The organism is Paenibacillus sp. AGC31 (assembly GCF_057334655.1).
Genome location: NZ_JBHFJH010000024.1, coordinates 26311 through 44757 on the forward strand (window position 1 = coordinate 26311; position 18447 = coordinate 44757).

The 18447-nt window shown below is 48.3% G+C and carries 9 protein-coding genes; 6 read left to right on the forward strand and 3 right to left on the reverse strand.

Translation table 11 applies throughout. The features are described from left to right. Positions 1 to 5: 5 nt before the first annotated feature. Positions 6 to 680, reverse strand: coding sequence for a response regulator transcription factor (locus tag ACE04G_RS07975; RefSeq protein ID WP_449005188.1), 675 nt, complete (start codon positions 678 to 680; stop codon positions 6 to 8). A 149-nt stretch (positions 681 to 829) separates the two neighbouring features. Continuing rightward, positions 830 to 1693 carry a helix-turn-helix transcriptional regulator gene (locus ACE04G_RS07980; protein ID WP_449005342.1) on the reverse strand — a complete coding sequence of 288 codons (864 nt, stop codon included), beginning with the start codon at positions 1691 to 1693 and terminating at the stop codon, positions 830 to 832. Positions 1694 to 1831: 138 nt separating this feature from the next. On the opposite strand from ACE04G_RS07980, the gene fabF reads away from it, so the two are divergent. Further along, positions 1832 to 3070 carry a beta-ketoacyl-ACP synthase II gene (gene fabF / locus ACE04G_RS07985; protein ID WP_449005189.1) on the forward strand — a complete coding sequence of 413 codons (1239 nt, stop codon included), beginning with the start codon at positions 1832 to 1834 and terminating at the stop codon, positions 3068 to 3070. A gap of 116 nt (positions 3071 to 3186) precedes the next feature. Here the strand turns inward: fabF and ACE04G_RS07990 are convergent, their stop codons facing one another. After that, positions 3187 to 4416, reverse strand: a complete 1230-nt coding sequence (locus tag ACE04G_RS07990) for a nitrate/nitrite transporter (protein WP_076213570.1) — start codon at positions 4414 to 4416, stop codon at positions 3187 to 3189. Between the two features lie 425 nt (positions 4417 to 4841). On the opposite strand from ACE04G_RS07990, the gene nirB reads away from it, so the two are divergent. The 5 genes from nirB to ACE04G_RS08015 all read left to right on the forward strand — a co-directional run bounded on the left by nirB (position 4842) and on the right by ACE04G_RS08015 (position 18311). Further along, a complete protein-coding gene (gene nirB / locus ACE04G_RS07995; protein ID WP_449005190.1) occupies positions 4842 to 7025 on the forward strand; it encodes a nitrite reductase large subunit NirB in 2184 nt (727 codons plus the stop codon). Positions 7026 to 7046: 21 nt separating this feature from the next. After that, a complete protein-coding gene (gene nasC, locus ACE04G_RS08000) occupies positions 7047 to 9179 on the forward strand; it encodes an assimilatory nitrate reductase catalytic subunit NasC (RefSeq protein WP_405131469.1) in 2133 nt (710 codons plus the stop codon). A 343-nt stretch (positions 9180 to 9522) separates the two neighbouring features. Then, entirely contained in the window at positions 9523 to 9942 is a 420-nt protein-coding gene (locus tag ACE04G_RS08005) for a hypothetical protein (protein WP_221818824.1), read from the forward strand. Positions 9943 to 9966: 24 nt separating this feature from the next. Then, positions 9967 to 14937: a DUF4132 domain-containing protein gene (locus ACE04G_RS08010; RefSeq protein ID WP_449005191.1), complete on the forward strand. Its 4971-nt coding sequence runs from the start codon at positions 9967 to 9969 to the stop codon at positions 14935 to 14937. Positions 14938 to 15599: 662 nt separating this feature from the next. Continuing rightward, positions 15600 to 18311, forward strand: coding sequence for a beta-glucosidase (locus tag ACE04G_RS08015; RefSeq protein WP_221818826.1), 2712 nt, complete (start codon positions 15600 to 15602; stop codon positions 18309 to 18311). Positions 18312 to 18447: the final 136 nt, after the last annotated feature.

Sequence of the window (18447 nt, forward strand, 5' to 3'; positions counted from 1 at the left end):
ATGTGTTAAGGTGTGAACTTATATCCGACCCCCCAGATGGTTTGAATATATTGGGGGTTTTTCGGGTTTTCTTCAATTTTTTTACGAAGCTTGGTAATGTGCACATCGATGGTGCGATCATTAATATAAGCATCAATACCACGAATGGCTTCAATCAAGGCATAACGACTGTAGACTTTGCCGGGATTAAGGACAAATAGCTTCATGATTTCAAATTCGGAGAATGTCATCTCCACTCGCTGGTTATTCAACAGGACGGCTCGCCGAGCCAAATCGAGAGAAATTCCGCAATCCTGTAAAGTGACAATGGAGCTGTTCAATATGGAGTACCGACGTAATACAGCCTCAATACGTGCTTTCACTTCCTGCATGCTGAAAGGCTTGCATACATAATCATCAGCTCCATCTATTAATGATCGAATTCGCTCCGAGACTTCGGTTAACGAAGAGATGACGATGATGGGAATTGCTGTATGCTGACGCATGAGAGAACAGGGATTCTTGCCTTCCGAATCAGGGAGCAACAGGTCAAGAAGCAGGATATCAGGCCGCGCTTGAAGTTGTAGAAGACCATCTCTTGCGTTAGCGACACGGATAACATCATACCCCTCACCTTGCAAATACAGGGATAATGTATCTCCTAACATGTTATCGTCCTCAATGATAAGCACTTTGGTCATGATATTCCTTTCTGAATCGACTTCGTGTAGAAGGTCTAGGATCCATGGGTTAGCTTAATATACTTGATCATGTATACCCTGATAATTAAAATATGCAACAAAAGGATGTCAGAATTCTAACATGATTGGGCAAGACCTGAGATTCTGAGTCAATGCTTGCCAACATGTGAATCTGCTTCACGCTCGATCAGGCGCATCAGTTTACGCTCGGTAGCGGTCTCTGGTGCCGGCGTGTAGACACTGCAACGCAGATCGGAGCTGCCTTGAACCTGCAACGAAGTCAGATCAAACAACATTTTGCCTGCTTTGGAATGTCTGAATTCGATTAAGACATCCGGAGCACTGCTGACGCTGCTTTGTTTCCAAAGGGTATGGAAATCAGGATGTCTGTTCATCATGTCATCCAGAAATAAATTATACCACTCATCATCGACATACTGACCATAATAGGCACGGAAAATCGCCAGAAATCCGCTAACAAAGTCCTCCCAGTTCACCGCAAGCCTGCGAAATTCCTTACGATCAAATAACAGACTGATCATATTCCGCTGTTCGGGGGCAATCTGTTCAAAGTCCATAAAAACATGGCGGGCTGCGTCATTCCAGCCGACGATGTAACAACGTCGATCCGAAATCACCGTAGGGCAATATTGAAGTTCCTGCAAAATTTTCCGCAAGGAAGGGTGAAGTTGAACAGGTTCTTCCTCCGGCGTAGGCAGCTCCGAATGATGCTCCATGGCGAGCGAAAACAGATATTTTCGTTCATCCGCAGTAAGCCTTAGTGCTGAAGCAATGTTATCCAATACGGAATGGGATACCTGAATATCCCGACCTTGCTCAAGCCAGGTATACCATGTTGTACTCACTCCTGCCAGTTGGGAAACCTCTTCTCTTCTCAGCCCAGGCGTTCTTCTCCGACTTCCAGTGGGTAAACCGACCGATTCGGGAGAAATTTTGGAACGCTGTGTTTTCAGAAAAGTGGACAATGCCTGTAACCTGACATCGTAGTTCAATCCATCACCTTCAATCCTCGTTATCATGGTAGTCATTATACTATTATAATTGACAACTTGTAATAGGATATTCAAAAGTGCACTATTAGTGGCAGAGCGTAAGATTAAGGTAGACAACAGCGCTGAAGGAGGATGGACATGGAACGAGTCGTGATTACAGGAATGGGAGTTATTTCTCCTTTGGGAAATAATGTAGATACATTCTGGAACGGATTGATTGAGGGTAGATCAGGTATATCGCATATAGAACATTTTGATACAGCTTCGTACAAAACGAAAATCGCTGGTGTGGTCCGTGACTTTGATGGTGAAGAGCGTTTTGGACGCAAGGAAGCAAGGCGCATGGATCGATTCGTTCAATTTGCTGTTGCTGCTGCGGATCAGGCTGTATCACAATCAGGCCTTGTGATGGGCGAACTGGACCGTGAACGGGTAGGTGTATATATTGGTTCAGGCATAGGCGGCATCCAGACATTGATGGAACAAGGCAAGGTCCTGTCCGATCGGGGACCTGCGCGAGTCAGCCCAACACTGGTACCCATGATGATATCCAATATGGCGGCAGCTATGGTCAGCATGAGGTTTGGTTGCTGGGGACCGACATTGTCGCCAGTAACCGCTTGTTCCATTGGAAATACAGCCATTGGAGAGGCTTTCCGATTAATTCGTCATGGCGGAGCCGATGTCATTATTGCTGGCGGAACAGAAGCGGCTGTAACCGAAGTGTCACTGGCAAGCTTCGGTAATGCGACAGCGTTGTCTACACGAAATGAAGCGTTCCAAACAGCAAGCCGTCCATTTGATGCGGGGAGAGACGGTTTTGTCATGGCGGAGGGCGCCGGAATTCTGATCGTTGAGTCACTATCTCATGCACTGGCAAGAGGGGCGAATATTCTTGCCGAAGTGATTGGATATGGTGCCAGTTCAGATGCGTATCATATGGTAGCTACCCACCCGGAAGGACGGGGTGCATATCTGGCGATGAAAGCATCACTGAGAGAGGCTCAGATTGGACTTGAGGACATTGATGTGATTAACGCTCATGCCACCAGTACGGAGGCAGGTGACCTGTCCGAGACGAGAGCGATCAAACAACTTTTCGGGACAGGTGCCTATGATATTCCGGTCACAGCGAATAAGTCCATGACGGGACATATGCTTGGTGCAGCAGGCGGGGCGGAAGCGATCTCGCTTATTCAAACCCTGCGGCATGGTATCATTCCTCCAACTATCAATCAGGAGCAGAGGGACCCCGAATGTGATTTGGATTATGTACCAAACGAGGCAAGAAGAGCAGAGTTGCGGATTGGGATGTCTAATTCCTTTGGTTTTGGCGGTCATAATGCGGTTATTGTTCTTCAAAAGTATTCATCTTAAGCAAAAAGACAGGCTTAAGTAGAAAGAACAGCGCAGCCTCATCAGGCTACGCTGTTCTTTGGTTACACAAGGATCATCAGCACACGCTACCGTTTTTAAAGGCCGAGGTGTACACTTTACGAAGAGAGGGATGTCGATTCGGCCATGCCTTTGTTGCCTCGGCTCAACCAGCTTACACGCCAGCGGGATTGCATGAAGAGAACCAGGAATAGGGAAGCTGCTGCAATCAGGCTAAGAATGACAAAGCCTGGTGTATAGGATTGATAGCTACTATACAGTTGACCAAGAATCAGCGGCAGTGCATACCCGCCCAATCCGCCAGCGGCACCTACAATACCTGTCATCAGACCAATCTCGTTGCCGAACCGTTGCGGAACCAGTTGAAACACGGAGCCATTTCCGGCTCCCAGACACATCATACCGAGGAACAGCATGACTACTACTACAGGCAGAGGTGGCATGAAGGATACGCCAATTAGCATGATACAGGCTCCTGTGTACAGGAAAGTTAGCATGCGGGTTCCGCCAATTTTGTCCGCCAGATAACCCCCGACAGGCCGGAAGAAACTGCCTGCGATTACACAGAAGGTGGTAATGTCAGCGGCACGAACAGGAGAGAGTCCATACTGGGTGTTGAAGAAGATGGTGAGATAGTTACATAATCCAACGAAGCCGCCAAAGGTTACACAATAGAAGGCACAGAATACCCAAGCATCTTTTTGTTTAAGCAGACTTCCGTATTGGGACAATTTCTTGGGTTCAGGCCGGTTAGGGCTATTCTTGGCAAAGATAGAAAAGAGGATGAATACGATAGCGATCGGTATAATGGCAAGTCCAAACACAACTTCCCAGCTGCCAAAATGCGTAGCCAAACGATTGGCAAACAACGTCGCGAGTACGGTTCCACTGTTACCCGCCCCGGCAATACCCATGGCCAGACCCTGATGCTCTTTGCCATACCATTGACCCGCCAGAGGTAGCGCAGCAGCAAAGGAAGCGCCTGCAACACCCAGCAAGAGTGCCACCACATACAGTTGGCTTAAAGAGTCGACCCATAACCAGCCGAGTAACAAAGGAACCAGGGTGACAAGCATCCCAATCTGTGCAGTTAGTTTCGGACCTATATAATCAGACATGAAGCCAAGCACAAGCCGCAGGATGGAGCCACCAAGGATAGGCAATGCGACCAGATTGGCTTTTTCCAGCGGAGTCATCGGATAGTCCAATGCTATGACAACTGCGAGTGGACCCAGCATCCCCCATATCATAAAACTGATGTCAAAATACATAAACGCCCCGAAGAGGGTGGGCTTATGCCCGCTTTTCCAAAAACTTTTGCTCTCCATCATCCATCATCGCTCCTCATCCAATTGAGATCTTCGTGATTTGTCTATGTGCGTGTTGAGGCAGAAAAAGGCCGCAATTCGTCCAGATCTGAACGATTTGCGGCTCCGTTGCCGACAGGCGGTACACGTCATTGTGTTCCCGCATCTGAGTTGATCACAGCACTGTGATTTTGATTCAAATTATAATCAAGAGAAAATGTGTATGTCAACAAAAATTACATGTGATTTTAAATAATTCATTTTTTAATCGTTATTTGCATTTTTAATGTTAATTTAGTTGACATTAGATTCAGATTCCCTTAATCTGAATCTAATATGAATCTACACAAAGGCGTGTGGATTCCGGAGGCAACGGTGCCCTTTTCCGAATCATGGAGAAGGGATTTTTCTGTTTATTTTCAGTTGAGAGAGATAGGGGGCAGCCCATGAGCAGAAGCAAACTGGTGATTATCGGGAATGGTATGGCTGGAGTGAAGTGTGTCGAAGAGATCATCGCACTGGAGCCTGATACGTATGAGATTGTAATCTACGGTAATGAACCCCGTCCCAACTACAATCGGATCATGTTATCAAAAGTATTGCAGGGCGAGCATTCGTTACAGGATATCATTATCAATGATTGGACCTGGTATGCCGAGCATCATATCCGGCTATGTACAGGTGAAACGGTACACCGCATTGATACCCGTGGAAAATATATAGAGACTGAATCCGGACTAAAAGAAACCTATGATGTCCTGATTCTGGCGACAGGGTCTTCACCTTTTATCCCCCCGATTCCGGGAATTGATAAAGAGCGGGTCATGTCCTTCCGAACGATTGATGATTGTACGCGCATGTCTGATTATTCCAAAACATATCGCAAGGCCGCAGTCATTGGTGGTGGATTGCTTGGGTTGGAGGCTGCGCGCGGGTTGCTGCATCTGGGCATGGAAGCTGTGGTGGTCCATAACGCACATTACATTATGAACCGGCAGTTGGATCAGAAGGCTGCCGCGATGCTTCAGGAGGAACTCGAAAGGCAGGGCATGTCCTTTCTTTTGGCTAAAAATACGCAGAAAATTACCGGACGATCGCAGGCGCAGGGGCTGCTCTTTACAGATGGTTCCAAGCTTGAAGCTCAGGTTGTCATTGTCGCTGTTGGGATTCGGCCGAATGTGGACCTGGCTAGACGAAGCGGAATCGCTACGAATCGGGCAATCATGGTGGATGATTATATGCGTACTAGTGTACCGGATATCTACGCAGTTGGGGAATGTGCCGAACATCGGGGAATCAGTTATGGGCTGGTGGCTCCTTTATATGAGCAGGGGAAAGTGCTCGCACGTACGCTCTGTGGTCAGGAAACGCCTGAATATAAAGGATCTATTCCCCACTCACAGTTGAAGGTATCGGGGGTTGATGTTTTCTCGGCGGGTGAGATCAGTGGGGAAGGCATACAGACTGCAATTCAACATCTGGATGGCATTCAAGGCACATATAAAAAAGTACTGATGCAGGCTGGCAAAGTGCGCGGCGCCATTTTATTTGGAGATACAGCTGAAGGGACGGCTTTGCTTGGACTGGTGCAACGAGGTGCGGATGTAGCGGAATTGGCTCCGCGTGAAGGGGCCCCGGACCCGGCTGAGATGGCTGCTGCGGCATTACTCGCTCAGGAAACCGTATGTGCTTGCAACAATGTGACCAAGGCTGCCATTATGAAAGCTATTCAGGAACAGGGTCTCGAGACGGCAGATCAGGTGAAGGTGCAGACCAAGGCGTCGGGTTCATGTGGTGGCTGTCGCCCGATGGTGGCTGCACTGTTGAAACATACGCATAATCTGAAAAATAACGGGGGTACTGGAGTGGTCGCCACACCGGATAAACCTGCTCCAATGCCTGTGTGCAGTTGTACGGAGCTTGGGCATGCAGAACTGAAGGAAATGCTGGATGACATCGTTGTTATGGAGATAGACCTACCAGACAAATCTTTGATCTTGCAGAAGCTGGGTTGGGGTTCGGAGTTTGGCTGCGTGGTATGTCGTCCTGTGATCGACTATTACTTACAGGTATCCAATCGATCGATTAATGACAGAGAGATCATGAATAAGGAATATCGGATAGTTAAACGGAATGGAAATCAGGCTGAACTTTCAAGGGATGATGAGATCGAAGGTCACTCAGAGGTTCAGGTGCGCTGGGATGATCATATCCCCTTGTCATTCTATGCAAGGGATGCAGGGAGCTTGGCTGCACAACTTCGTATGCGTTGGGTCGGTGCAGCGATGCCGTCATCCGTGAATATAGGCGTCGCACCAGGACCGGGATCCTTGGTGAGCGCACTGGTGCAGGATATTGGCTTGCTGGCTTCCCCAGCTGGGTGGGAGATCTATGCAGGTGGTCATGCAGAGCATCCGGTCAAACAAGGTGGCTTGCTCGGGGTGGCTGAAACAGAGGTGCAAGCGGCAGCACTCGCATCAGCCTGCCTTCAATGGTATCGCCAAACCGCTTGGTATGATGAGCCGTTATGGGCATGGACGGAACGATTGGGATTCATGTCCATTCGGGAAACGCTGCTGGATGACCAGTTACAGAAGGAACTGGCAGCTACACTTCAAGCTGATATATAGATGAAAGGCGGGGATGGAAAGATGGGATTATCCGTGAGTTCAGAACCAACAGCCTCCAAGCTCTATGTAAAGGAAACCCAGTGTCCGTATTGTAGTGTGCAGTGCAAGATGACTGTTGAAGAATTGGCTGCACCTGTTGCGGGCCAGCGTCGTGGTGAGTATACGGTTCAGGGTGTTCCGAATGAAGCCTCCCAGGGCAGGTTGTGTGTGAAGGGTATGAATGCTCATCAACATGCGCTCAGTGGTCAACGATTAATGCATCCGCTCATTCGTCGCAATGGCGAGCTTGAATCCTGTTCCTGGGAGGAGGCCATTCAGACCATCGCAGAGCGGTTTCTGGACTTGAAAGATTCATACGGAGCAGATACAGTCGGAGTCTACGGAGGCGGATCTTTGACAAATGAAACAGCCTATCTGCTCGGCAAGTTCGCCAGAGTTGCATTGGGGACAAAATATATCGACTATAATGGACGGTTCTGCATGTCAGCTGCGGCTTCAGCTGGCAGTAAAGTGTTCGGGATGGATCGTGGATTGACGTTCCGTCTGTCCGATATTCCCAAGGCAGGCTGCATTGTACTTGCAGGTACCAATATTGCAGAATGCCAACCTACTCTTCTGCCATACTTTAATCAGGCGAAGGAGAACGGAGCCTTCATTATTGTTATTGATCCACGCAAGACGGCAACCGCTGCCATTGCCGACCTTCATTTGCAGGTGAAGCCTGGCATGGATGCTCTGCTGGCAGATAGCATGTTGAAGGTGATTATGGATGCCGGATTGGTGGACCCTCATTTTATAGGCGAACGAACGCACGGTTACGACCAATTGATACAAGGGTTGGCTGATTTGCAACTCGAACTGGCGGCACAAACGTGCGGGGTTGATCTGGCGCTGATTCGTCAGGCAGCGATGGCTTACGGTGAGGCAGAGACAGGCATGATCATGACAGCACGTGGTGTGGAGCAGCAGACAGATGGACATATGGCCGTCAGGCACTTTCTGAACCTGGTGCTCGCGACTGGCAAAATCGGCCGAGAAGGCTGTGGATATGGTGCAATCACAGGTCAGGGGAACGGGCAAGGCGGACGGGAGCATGGGCAGAAGGCTGACCAGCTGCCGGGCTATCGATCTATTGAAAATGAAGCTGATCGTGCCTATGTGGCAACCGTCTGGGGTGTGGACCCTGCAAGTTTGCCAGGCAAAGGGGTGTCCGCCTACGAGATGATGGAGAAGGTCCATGAGCAGGAGATTCGGGCGTTGCTCGTAATGGGCTCCAACCCGGTCGTCTCCAATCCCAATGTGCGTTTGGTGGAAGAAGGTCTGCGCAAGCTGGACTTTCTGATCGTGGCAGATATGTTTCTGTCGGAGACAGCGCGCATGGCTGATCTGGTTCTGCCGGTTACATCTTATATGGAGAATGAAGGTACACTGACCAATCTGGAGGGGCGTGTTCTGCTCCGTGAACAGGGGCGACCTGCGCCGGGAGAAACGCTTGATGATTGGGATATATTATGCCGGATTGCCGCACAATTGGGTAAAGCTTCTTACTTTGAATATGACAATGCTGAGGATATCTTTAATGAGCTTCGGGTGGCGAGCCGCGGCGGAGTGGCTGATTACTATGGCATTACCTATGAGCGTTTGCGTAACGGGAAAGGGGTATACTGGCCGTGTTCTGCCCTGGAGGATCAGGGAGAAGGACTGCTGTTCGGTGAACGATTCGCTCACCCGGACGGCAAAGCGGCATTCACATTTGAATCCAGCCCGGGCTGGAATGATATATCGCCGAAATTCCCCCTAATTCTCACCAATGGGCGTGTGCTGCCTCATTATCTTACAGGGGTGCAGACACATCGAAGTCCGGCATTGGCAGCTCGTGAATTGGAGAACTTTGTTGAACTTCACTCGGCTACCGCTGCCCGTTATCGTATTCACGATGGAGAGTGGGTAGAGATTCAATCGACGTATGGAAGCTTCACGGTTCGTTCGCGCATCAAGGATTCCATTCGAGAGGATACCTTGTTCGTGCCGATGCATTGGGGCGGCATTCAGAATGTGAATCGGGCCACCCGACCGGAACTGGACCCGTTCTGCCGGATGCCTGGCTTCAAGACAGCTGCTGTAACCATTCGACCGCTGCGTCTGGCGAGATGATTCATACAGGTTTCAATTTATTAAAGGTTCTCAGGCGACATAAACTGTTCTAATATTAGCTTAGCGGCTGCGCAGTCCATATTTATATGAGACTGTGCGGCTTTTTTTGCGTATATGTACGCAAGTAGGCCATAGTTCCGTGGTTCCACGTAAACATGAGGATTGGCTCATGAATATGGATTGAATTTTAGTTATGATGTTCATTAGGGGTACATATGTACGTATTTTATATTTTATTTAGAGATAGATCGTCACTTCGAGTTTAGGTTATTCCGCATTGTGGTATAGATATCGGGGCTTATGGAAGCTTCTTCAAATAGGGCAGGACAGAGGGGGCAAGACAGTGAACGTATGGATAACGGTAAAAAGTCTGGGCAAACGCAAGCCGGTACTTGCCAAGCAAGCTGCTGAACTTCCGGAAACAACTCATACGTTAAGGCAGCTCATTGAGAATATGGTGGCTCTGCAAGTAAAAGCGCTTCAGGACAAGAAGAAACAGTCAGAACTGCTCGCCTACCTGATGCCGGATGAGATTGAGGTGCAGGGAGCGGCGGGGAAAGTTGGGTTTGGAGCAGTATACAATGAGGGCGTTCCTGATCTGGAAGTTGCGATGGATACAGCGATAACCGCCTATGAGGATGGGTTGTACAAGGTGTTTCTCAACGATGAAGAATTGCAGGAACTGGATGAGTCACTTGTTGTAAAAGACGGAGATAACGTGGTGTTTATCCGTTTTACAATGCTTGCGGGACGTCTTTGGTAGAGAGCAATGAAGGAGGAGAACAGGATGAATCAGGAAGAGCAAGTACAGGTGTACATGGATGGATTGCAGGAAAGAGCCAAGTCGTTGACAGGGGTACAGCTTGAGCTGGCAGGCTATGTTGTGGAGATCGCCGGGTCTACGTATTTGCGTGGAGACGAAAAGATGTTTTTGAATACTGATAAGCTGCTTGGAAGGCTGGCTGTAGAAACGCAGAAACCATTATTCGAGCCACTGTTGGATGTGCTCAAGCATCTGGCGAGCGAGTCATTGGTTGCACGATTCCGTTATATTGTAGAGCGTGCGACTCGTTTCCCATACAGTAACAACTATGAACGCCGGCCTTTTCGCACATCCGATCCAGAGCAGCATGTAGAACAGGTCATTCGCAAACTGATGGGATTGTTCCGAATGGAAATGAAAAATTTCTCCCTGGAAGAATATGTGTCACTTCGTGAGTATAAGCTGGATTATCTGCATGAGATCCGTTGGGTTCTGGCGGATTGTATCGCTTATGAACTGGATCATCAGGGCGGAAATATGAAGCAGGCGCTGCATGATATTATCTATGGTGACAATCAGACGGCGTTGTTAACCCATGAAATGATCAAAGGTATATTTATGAGTGATCAGGCGGATGCCTATCAGATGGTGGGTGAGCTGCTCGTTGCAGCAAGGTTGCAGGAAGGGTTGCGCCAAAGCATTGTGGAGCGGATGGATGAAGGGACACTGGAAGCCTATATTTACATATTAAAAATCATTATCGACAACAACCTGATTCGTTTCAGTTCCGTGGTAAGAGCACTTGCCGTATGGACGGGGATCGGCATAGAAGCAGCCAACCAGCGTGTTGCCGCACAGTTGATTGAACAGGCCTATCAGGCGCTTGTGCAACCAGAAGTACGCGAGGCCTGGCAGCAGGAAGCAAACGCCAACAAACTCTTTATCAGTCTGTGGGCGACAGCGGTCATTGAAGAGAAGGAATTGAAGAGCAAGATAATCGAGATTATGGATCAAGGTCAGTTATATCAGAAGATTGTTGCCCAATATGTACTGGCTAACAGCCAGAACAGGGAGCTTCGTTTGGACATTGCACGTCGTTATCTGGAGGCGCAGGATACCGAGTTGATGCACTGGATTGTGACCAACTATGATGCGATGTATATGTACAACTGGAGTTTCGAGAATGGAGAGAATCAGCGTAGCGTCTACGTGTGGCCATTGCCTGCTCTGGGAGATAAGGCCTTGCGGCGTCAGGACTTTGATCGGTTCAAACAGATGCTGTCTGCCATTCCAAAAGGCGGGTCAGGTGGACCATCGGGTGTACTTGAGTATGTTCACTACCGGATTGATACGGATGATGTAGTCAAGAAAATGTTATATCTGGCCGCCTATGATATGGACCCGGAATGGATTGGTGAAGTTATTGCAATCAAGGACCGATTAAGCCCGGAACTACGCGGAGAACTGCTGTCCCAGTTTGTTCAGCATCCCGAGAATGAGGTGCAAAGACAGTTTGTGTTTGAGAGTTTGTCTGATAAAAGCATCAGTAATCGGGAGGGTGCACTCGCCAAGGCGAAGCTGCTCGCGTTGACGGTTGAAGAGATGAAACAGATGGAGGCGTTGATGAAGCTCAAGACGGGCTCACTTCGTCAGAAGGTCATTCATGTATTGTTACTGCAACCCGTGAACCAATTGGAGGTCTCGCTGAAGCGACTTTTGCAAGCCAAGAGTGAACTGCAGCGCTTGGGTGCGCTCGAACTACTGACCGAGATTGCGGCAGATCCAGAGCGGATAGATCAGCAGGAGCAATTGCAGCCATTGGCGCAGCTGATTGAGACACCCACTGCCAAGGAACAGAAACTACTGGATAAGCTGACCGATCAGGGGAGTCGTTACACAGCCTCTAATGGATTTGGTTTATTTGATCCGAAGCGACGTGAGCCATTACTGGATGAGAAGCGTGATCTCAAGGGCCATAATCCGAAGGATATCTTTACACTCTCTCTGGATAAGACCAGACCATTTCTGGAGGGACTTAGTGAATTAGTGCATGAACACAGGGATTATGAGTATGAAGTGGAATACTACGCTGGCTATAAAGACACATTGTTAGTCGGAGCGAGTCTTCGCTCCAAGGTTCCATATGGAGAGCGGAATGAAATGAAGCAGATGGAACAGTTCCCGCTTCATGACGTATGGGAGAACTATATTCAACATGCCGAGTTCAGCAGTGTGGAACTGATGCAGCTATACATGGCTATACAGCTCCGGGAGTTCAATGGCAATTTGAGCGACCATTACAGTTATTTCCGTGAGCAGTATGACTATGACGAATTGCATAAGATTCCGTTATTGGAAGGCTGGCGCAAGTCGTTTGCTGAAAAGATCTATCCTCTGGATGACATCGAAAAGCTGCAGCAGATGCTGGATTCGTTAACGTATAATGATCAGGTAGTGGCACTGATATCGGCGGCATTTCTGGATAGCGATCCGATCGATACGTTTGAGATAGCTGAGAAAACCTGGGCCTCCATCATCGCGAGTATGCCTGCTGATCGACTCGAAAAAGAGTCAGGCATGCTTCATATTCTGACTGGACCTTGGAATTATGTAGTTCGGGGCAAAATCCATGACGATAACAGCTTCAAACGTTTCTTCCAGACAGCTTACCAGTTCACCAGTCTTGTAGAGAGTAGTCAACCGCTGTCTTTACTGTCACTTGAAGATTTCCTGCGTGCGTACCAGTTGAACCTGATTGATGATCAAGAGATATATCGACAGGTGCTGGTCGGTGGGAATCGTCTGTTGTTTATTCGGGACTTAACATCCACTCGTACAGAAATGATTGCGAGTGATCCGAAGCTTGTTCAATTGCGAGATGCGGTGGTCGATCGCATTCTGGAGATTGAGCTGACCCGGGGAGAACTCTCTACAGAAGTAAGCACACTTGCCATGAAACTGGATCGAATTGAAGGCATGGAACACTGGGTACATCTGGTCTCTGCGATGGATCAGGATACATTTGTCCGTGGATATATCTATAGCTATGGAGACAATACAACACGTAAAGAGACGTTCAGCTATCTGATTCAGAATTGTCATCCGCGGGATGGAGAGGACGAGAAGCGGCTTGGAGAGTTGCTCCAGAAGTATCCGGTGAATGAGAAAAAATTGCTGGAAGCAGCCATGTACGCCCCGCAGTGGATGGAGATTGTAGCGAAACATCTGGGATGGGAAGGTCTACGCAGTGCAGCTTGGTACTTCCATGCTCATATTAATGAACGCTTTACTGCGGAGAAAGAAACCATCGTGGCCCACTATTCTCCAATCTCACCACAGGACTTTAATGAAGGTGCGTTTGATATCGCATGGTTTGAAGAAGCCTATGCTGCTGTCGGGGAGGAACGGTTCAATCTGTTATACGATTGCGCCAAGTACATTTCCGGGGGATCTAACCACCGCAGATCCCAGTTGTTTGCAGATGCTGCACTTGGCAAGCTTCGTCTGGACGACATGCGAGAGTCCGTGTCAGATAAGCGAAACAAGGATCATTTGTTAACCTATAGCCTGATTCCATTCGCTGTAAATCGCGAACAGGATCTGCATGAGCGATACGACTTCATTCAGAAGTTCCTGATGCAGAGCAAACAATTCGGTGCACAACGCCGTGCCAGTGAAGGTGTGGCATCACAGATTGCACTGGGCAACCTTGCTCGTAATGCAGGTTATGCCGATGTTACGCGGTTGATGTGGGACATGGAAGCACGCAAGTTGGATGAGATGAAATCCTTCTTTGAACCTCATGCATTGGATGCTGACACAACAGCGCAATTGGTCATTGATGAGGAAGGCCAACCCGAGATGGTCATCGTTAGCAAAGGCAAGACACTCAAGTCTATACCTGCCCGGTTCAAAAAAGATGGATATATCGCTGAACTGAAAGAGCTAAAATCGGATCTGGTGGATCAATATCGCCGGGCAAGGCAGGAATTGGAACGTTCGATGACTGCTGGAACATCCTTTACACGTGAGGAAATTGCGAGTCTGATGCAAAATCCGGTTATACATCCGCTGGTAAGAACACTTGTATTCCAGTCAGGTGACAAGACGGGAAGATTCGATGTATCGTCCAGTGGTTTGGTTGCTCCAGGGCTGGAGGGTACGATCCATGCATTAGCGGAACAAGATAAACTTTTGATAGCTCACCCGCTTCATCTGTATCAGAACGGAAGCTGGAGTGAATTCCAGCGGGATCTGTTCACCCGTCAGGAGCGTCAGCCGTTCAAGCAGGTATTCCGTGAGCTGTATCTTCCTAACGAGGACGAATTGGCTAATGGTACGGTGTCCCGCCGATATGCCGGGTATCAGATTCAACCGAAAAAAGCAGTAGCTCTGCTTAAAGGACGCCAATGGACTGTCAGTTATGAGGAAGGTCTGCAGAAGGTAAGTTATGAGCACAATCTGATCGCGAATCTCTATGCCATGGCAGATTGGTTCTCACCAGCAGATACCGAGGCACCTACCTTGGAGACGGTGCAGTTCTACGATCGCAAGAGCTACAAACCGGTAGCGCTGCAAGATGTGCCGCTGACGTTCTTCTCCGAAGTCATGCGTGATATCGATCTGGTGGTCAGCGTTGCACATGTAGGAGGCGTAGATCCGGAAGCCAGCCTGACAACAATCGAGATGCGCCATGTCATTGTGAACGAGTCGTTGCGTCTGCTGAAGATCGACAATGTACGTCTGGACGGGAATTACGCACGAATTGATGGTGAATTGGGTGAGTATGCTGTTCATCTGGGGAGTGGTAATGTGTTCAAACAAGCCACAGGTGCACTTCATATCGTACCGGTGCACAGTCAGCATCGGGGGCGAATCTTCCTGCCATTCCTCGATGAAGATCCGAGAACAGCTGAGATTCTGTCCAAGGTGATGTTGCTCGCCGATGACAAAAAGATCAAGGACCCGCAGATTCTTGCACAGTTACAGAATTAGAAATGAACGAACTAGATTTAAACCGCCCCGTGGGGCGGTTTTTTTATTTGTAACCCCGATTTTCAATGTAACTCCGAATCTCAATATAACGAGTGTAGAACAAATAATCATGGACGGAGTGAACAATATGGAGAAATCCAAACATAAAGGCAACGGAGGAACCTGTTAAAAGGGACTTCAGTTGCTTTTATATTTTTGGATATTTCAATGGACCGGATTGGTTCCGTTTTCAAATAGACTTAGGACCCAGGGTGTGTGGATATATTCCTTAATCTGATAATTAATTGCATTAATTGGTTGAACGGGAGTGGGTCGAACCGACTGTTTTTAAAAGTAAAGAATCTGTTCTAAAGTAGTTACGGAAATGTAAATAATTCGTTTTCTTATCTTGTTATCTGAATTTTTGATGTGGTGATTCCAAAGAACTAGGCTTGTTCTTATCGATCATTTACCAAATTTAAGGGGATGTAATTCATGATCATGTCGGCTATCGTTAGGAAGCGAAATCTGCTGACTTGCTTGCAGGCTGCAGTTTCGGAAGCCATGTGCAGGACGACCTGAATGCTTGAAAGACTGGGATCAAGCCAGTTTGCATTCCCTTGTATACATGTATTCAATGTGTGCACAAGAAAAATGATCAAGAGAGAAGGAGAGCTTACAACATGAACAGAAGACTCAATCTGATTTTCCTCAAACGATGGTTTATGTTATTAATCATCGTGGCGGTTGCGGCTATGCCGCTACACGCCTTCGCCGCGGAGGCGGAATCCGGGACTGATCGGCCATGGATGAACACATCTCTATCTGCGGAAGAACGCACCGAGCTGCTGCTCAAGGAGATGACGCTGGAGGAGAAAGTTGGATTCGTAACTGGTAAAGTAAATAACTATTATGGTTTCTATAATGATGGATTGGAGCGCCTCGGCATTCCGGCATTACAGATGGCAGATGGACCTGCAGGGGTACGTGTGGCTAACCCGGATGTGCAGGACAAAAAGTCCACGGCATTGCCTGCACCCATCGCGCTTGCCGCTTCCTGGGATACCAATCTTGCCAAGAAATATGGCGATTTGATCGGTCAGGAAGCACATGATACAACACATAATGTAGTGCTCGGCCCTGGACTGGATATTGCACGTACACCATGGGGTTCCCGGAACTTCGAATCTCTGGGGGAAGATCCGCTACTGGCTTCCGGTATGGGTGCAGCGTATGTGAATGGGATTCAAAGTAATCCGGTTATCGCTACAGCGAAACACTATATCCTGAACAACCAGGAGACGGAACGTTTCACGACCAATGCAACAGCCAGCGAACGTGCCATTCAGGAAGTCTATGCACGTCCGTTCCAGGCGATGGTCGAAAAAGCGGATCTTGGTTCAGCAATGTGTTCATTTAACCAGGTGAACGGTACATATGCTTGTGAGAACAAGGAGATGCTGACCAATGTCCTTCGGGATCAGTTTGGCTTCGAAGGGTTTGTCATGAGTGACTACGGTGCAAACTTCAGCACAGCCAAATCCGCCAATGCGGGTCTGGATCTGGAGACACCGGGAGAGCCTTACGGCAAATGGGGAGACAAATTGCTGGAAGCCGTGAACAATGGCGAAGTCAGCGAGCAAACCATTGATGAGAAGGTTAGACGCATTTTGCTTCAAATGTTCGATAAAGGGCTGTTCGATAACCCTGTAACGAATACACAAATCAATGCCAAGAAAGACGGCAAACAGGCACGTGAAATTGCAGAAGAGAGCATGGTTCTTTTGCAAAACAACGATAATGTGCTGCCGCTGTCCAAGAAAAACGTGAAATCCATCGCTGTCATCGGTCCGGATGCAGATAACGCATCTGCTGCTGGTGGAGGTAGCAGTCTGGTTAATCCGACGTATACCGTAAGTTCACTTCAAGGCATTCGTAACCGTGCCGGTAACGGTGTGGATGTAAAATATGCTGCCGGAACCGATCCTATCTCCGCAGGGGATGCATTTAATGGACCATCCGCCGTACCTTCTACTCTTTTATCACCAGCGGATGCTCAGGAAAGTGAAAGAGACTATGGTACAGATCGTGCGGAATACGGTCTGCGTGCTGAATACTGGACGAATAAAGATATGGAGGGTGACCCATCTCTGGTCCGTACAGATCATCAGGTCAACATGAATCTTGGATTCTACAACTATGAAGGTTTTAACGCACAATCTTCCAAGCTTCCAGTGACACCAACGAAGTTCAATGCCAAGATGTCTGCTCGTTGGACAGGGGCGATCACAGCACCTCAAACAGGTGATTACAAACTGTCTCTGACCAGTCTGGGTTCTGCGAAACTGTATGTGGATGATGAGTTACTCGTAGACAATCAAGGTGAAACATTGAGTACAACAAAGAAAGAAATCACATTCAAAGAAGGCGAGTCCCACAATATTCGAATTGAGTATCGTACGGATTTCCCGGTACAGACTAATCATGATATGGGTGCACAGGTTCGTTTTGGCTGGGAAGCTCCAGAAGACGCTGTGGATATCAAAATGCAAAAAGCAGTTGATCTGGCGAAAAAATCCGATGTTGCCGTCGTGGTAACTCGTACGTATGACAGTGAAGGTTACGTCGACCGTTCCGACCTGGAGCTGCCGAATAACCAGGAGCAGCTGATTCGCAAGGTAGCAGCAGCCAATCCAAAAACGATTGTGGTGCAAATGAGTGGTCGCGCTGTTGAAATGGACTCCTGGCAAAAAGAAGTGCCATCCATCGTTCAGGCTTGGTATGCAGGTCAGGAACAAGGTAATGCAGTGGCACGTGTGCTGTTTGGTGATGTGAATCCATCCGGTAAGTTGCCGGTGACGTTCCCATCAGATGATTCCCAGACCCCGGTATCCACTGCGGAACAATTCCCGGGTGTGAACGGGGTGGGCAACTATTCCGAGGGTATCTTTGTAGGGTATAAAGGATATGACAAAGAAGGCATGACACCGGCGTTTGCCTTTGGACACGGGCTGTCGTATACCGATTTTAATTATCGTAATCTGCATGTGAAAAACACTGGCAAAGGTGATAAGGAAACCGTAGAAGTATCCCTTAACCTGCGTAATACCGGTAAAGTTTCCGGTGCAGAAGTTGTACAGGTCTATGTTGGCAATCTGCCAACCAAAGTCGAGACTCCGAAGAAACAACTTGCTGGTTGGGCGAAGGTTGATCTCAAAGCAGGCAAGCAGCAGCGGGTCAATATTCAACTGGATCGCAGCGCACTGTCCTATTGGGATGAAGCATCACATGAATGGGTAATGCCTAAGGGTAAAGTTCAAGTGTATGTCGGCAGTGCATCGGATGATATTCGTCTGACAGGCAGTGTGAATATCGGAAGCAAGTCTGGTAAATAAAACTGCAATCTGGGAGATTGGAAGGTTGTTATCCCAGTGAATTTATTAGCGTCAAATGCAGTTGGTTCTACTTTATATAGATTAGGAAATTGAGTCGTGGCCTATTGGCCGCGGCTTTTTCCACAATGAAAGGAGA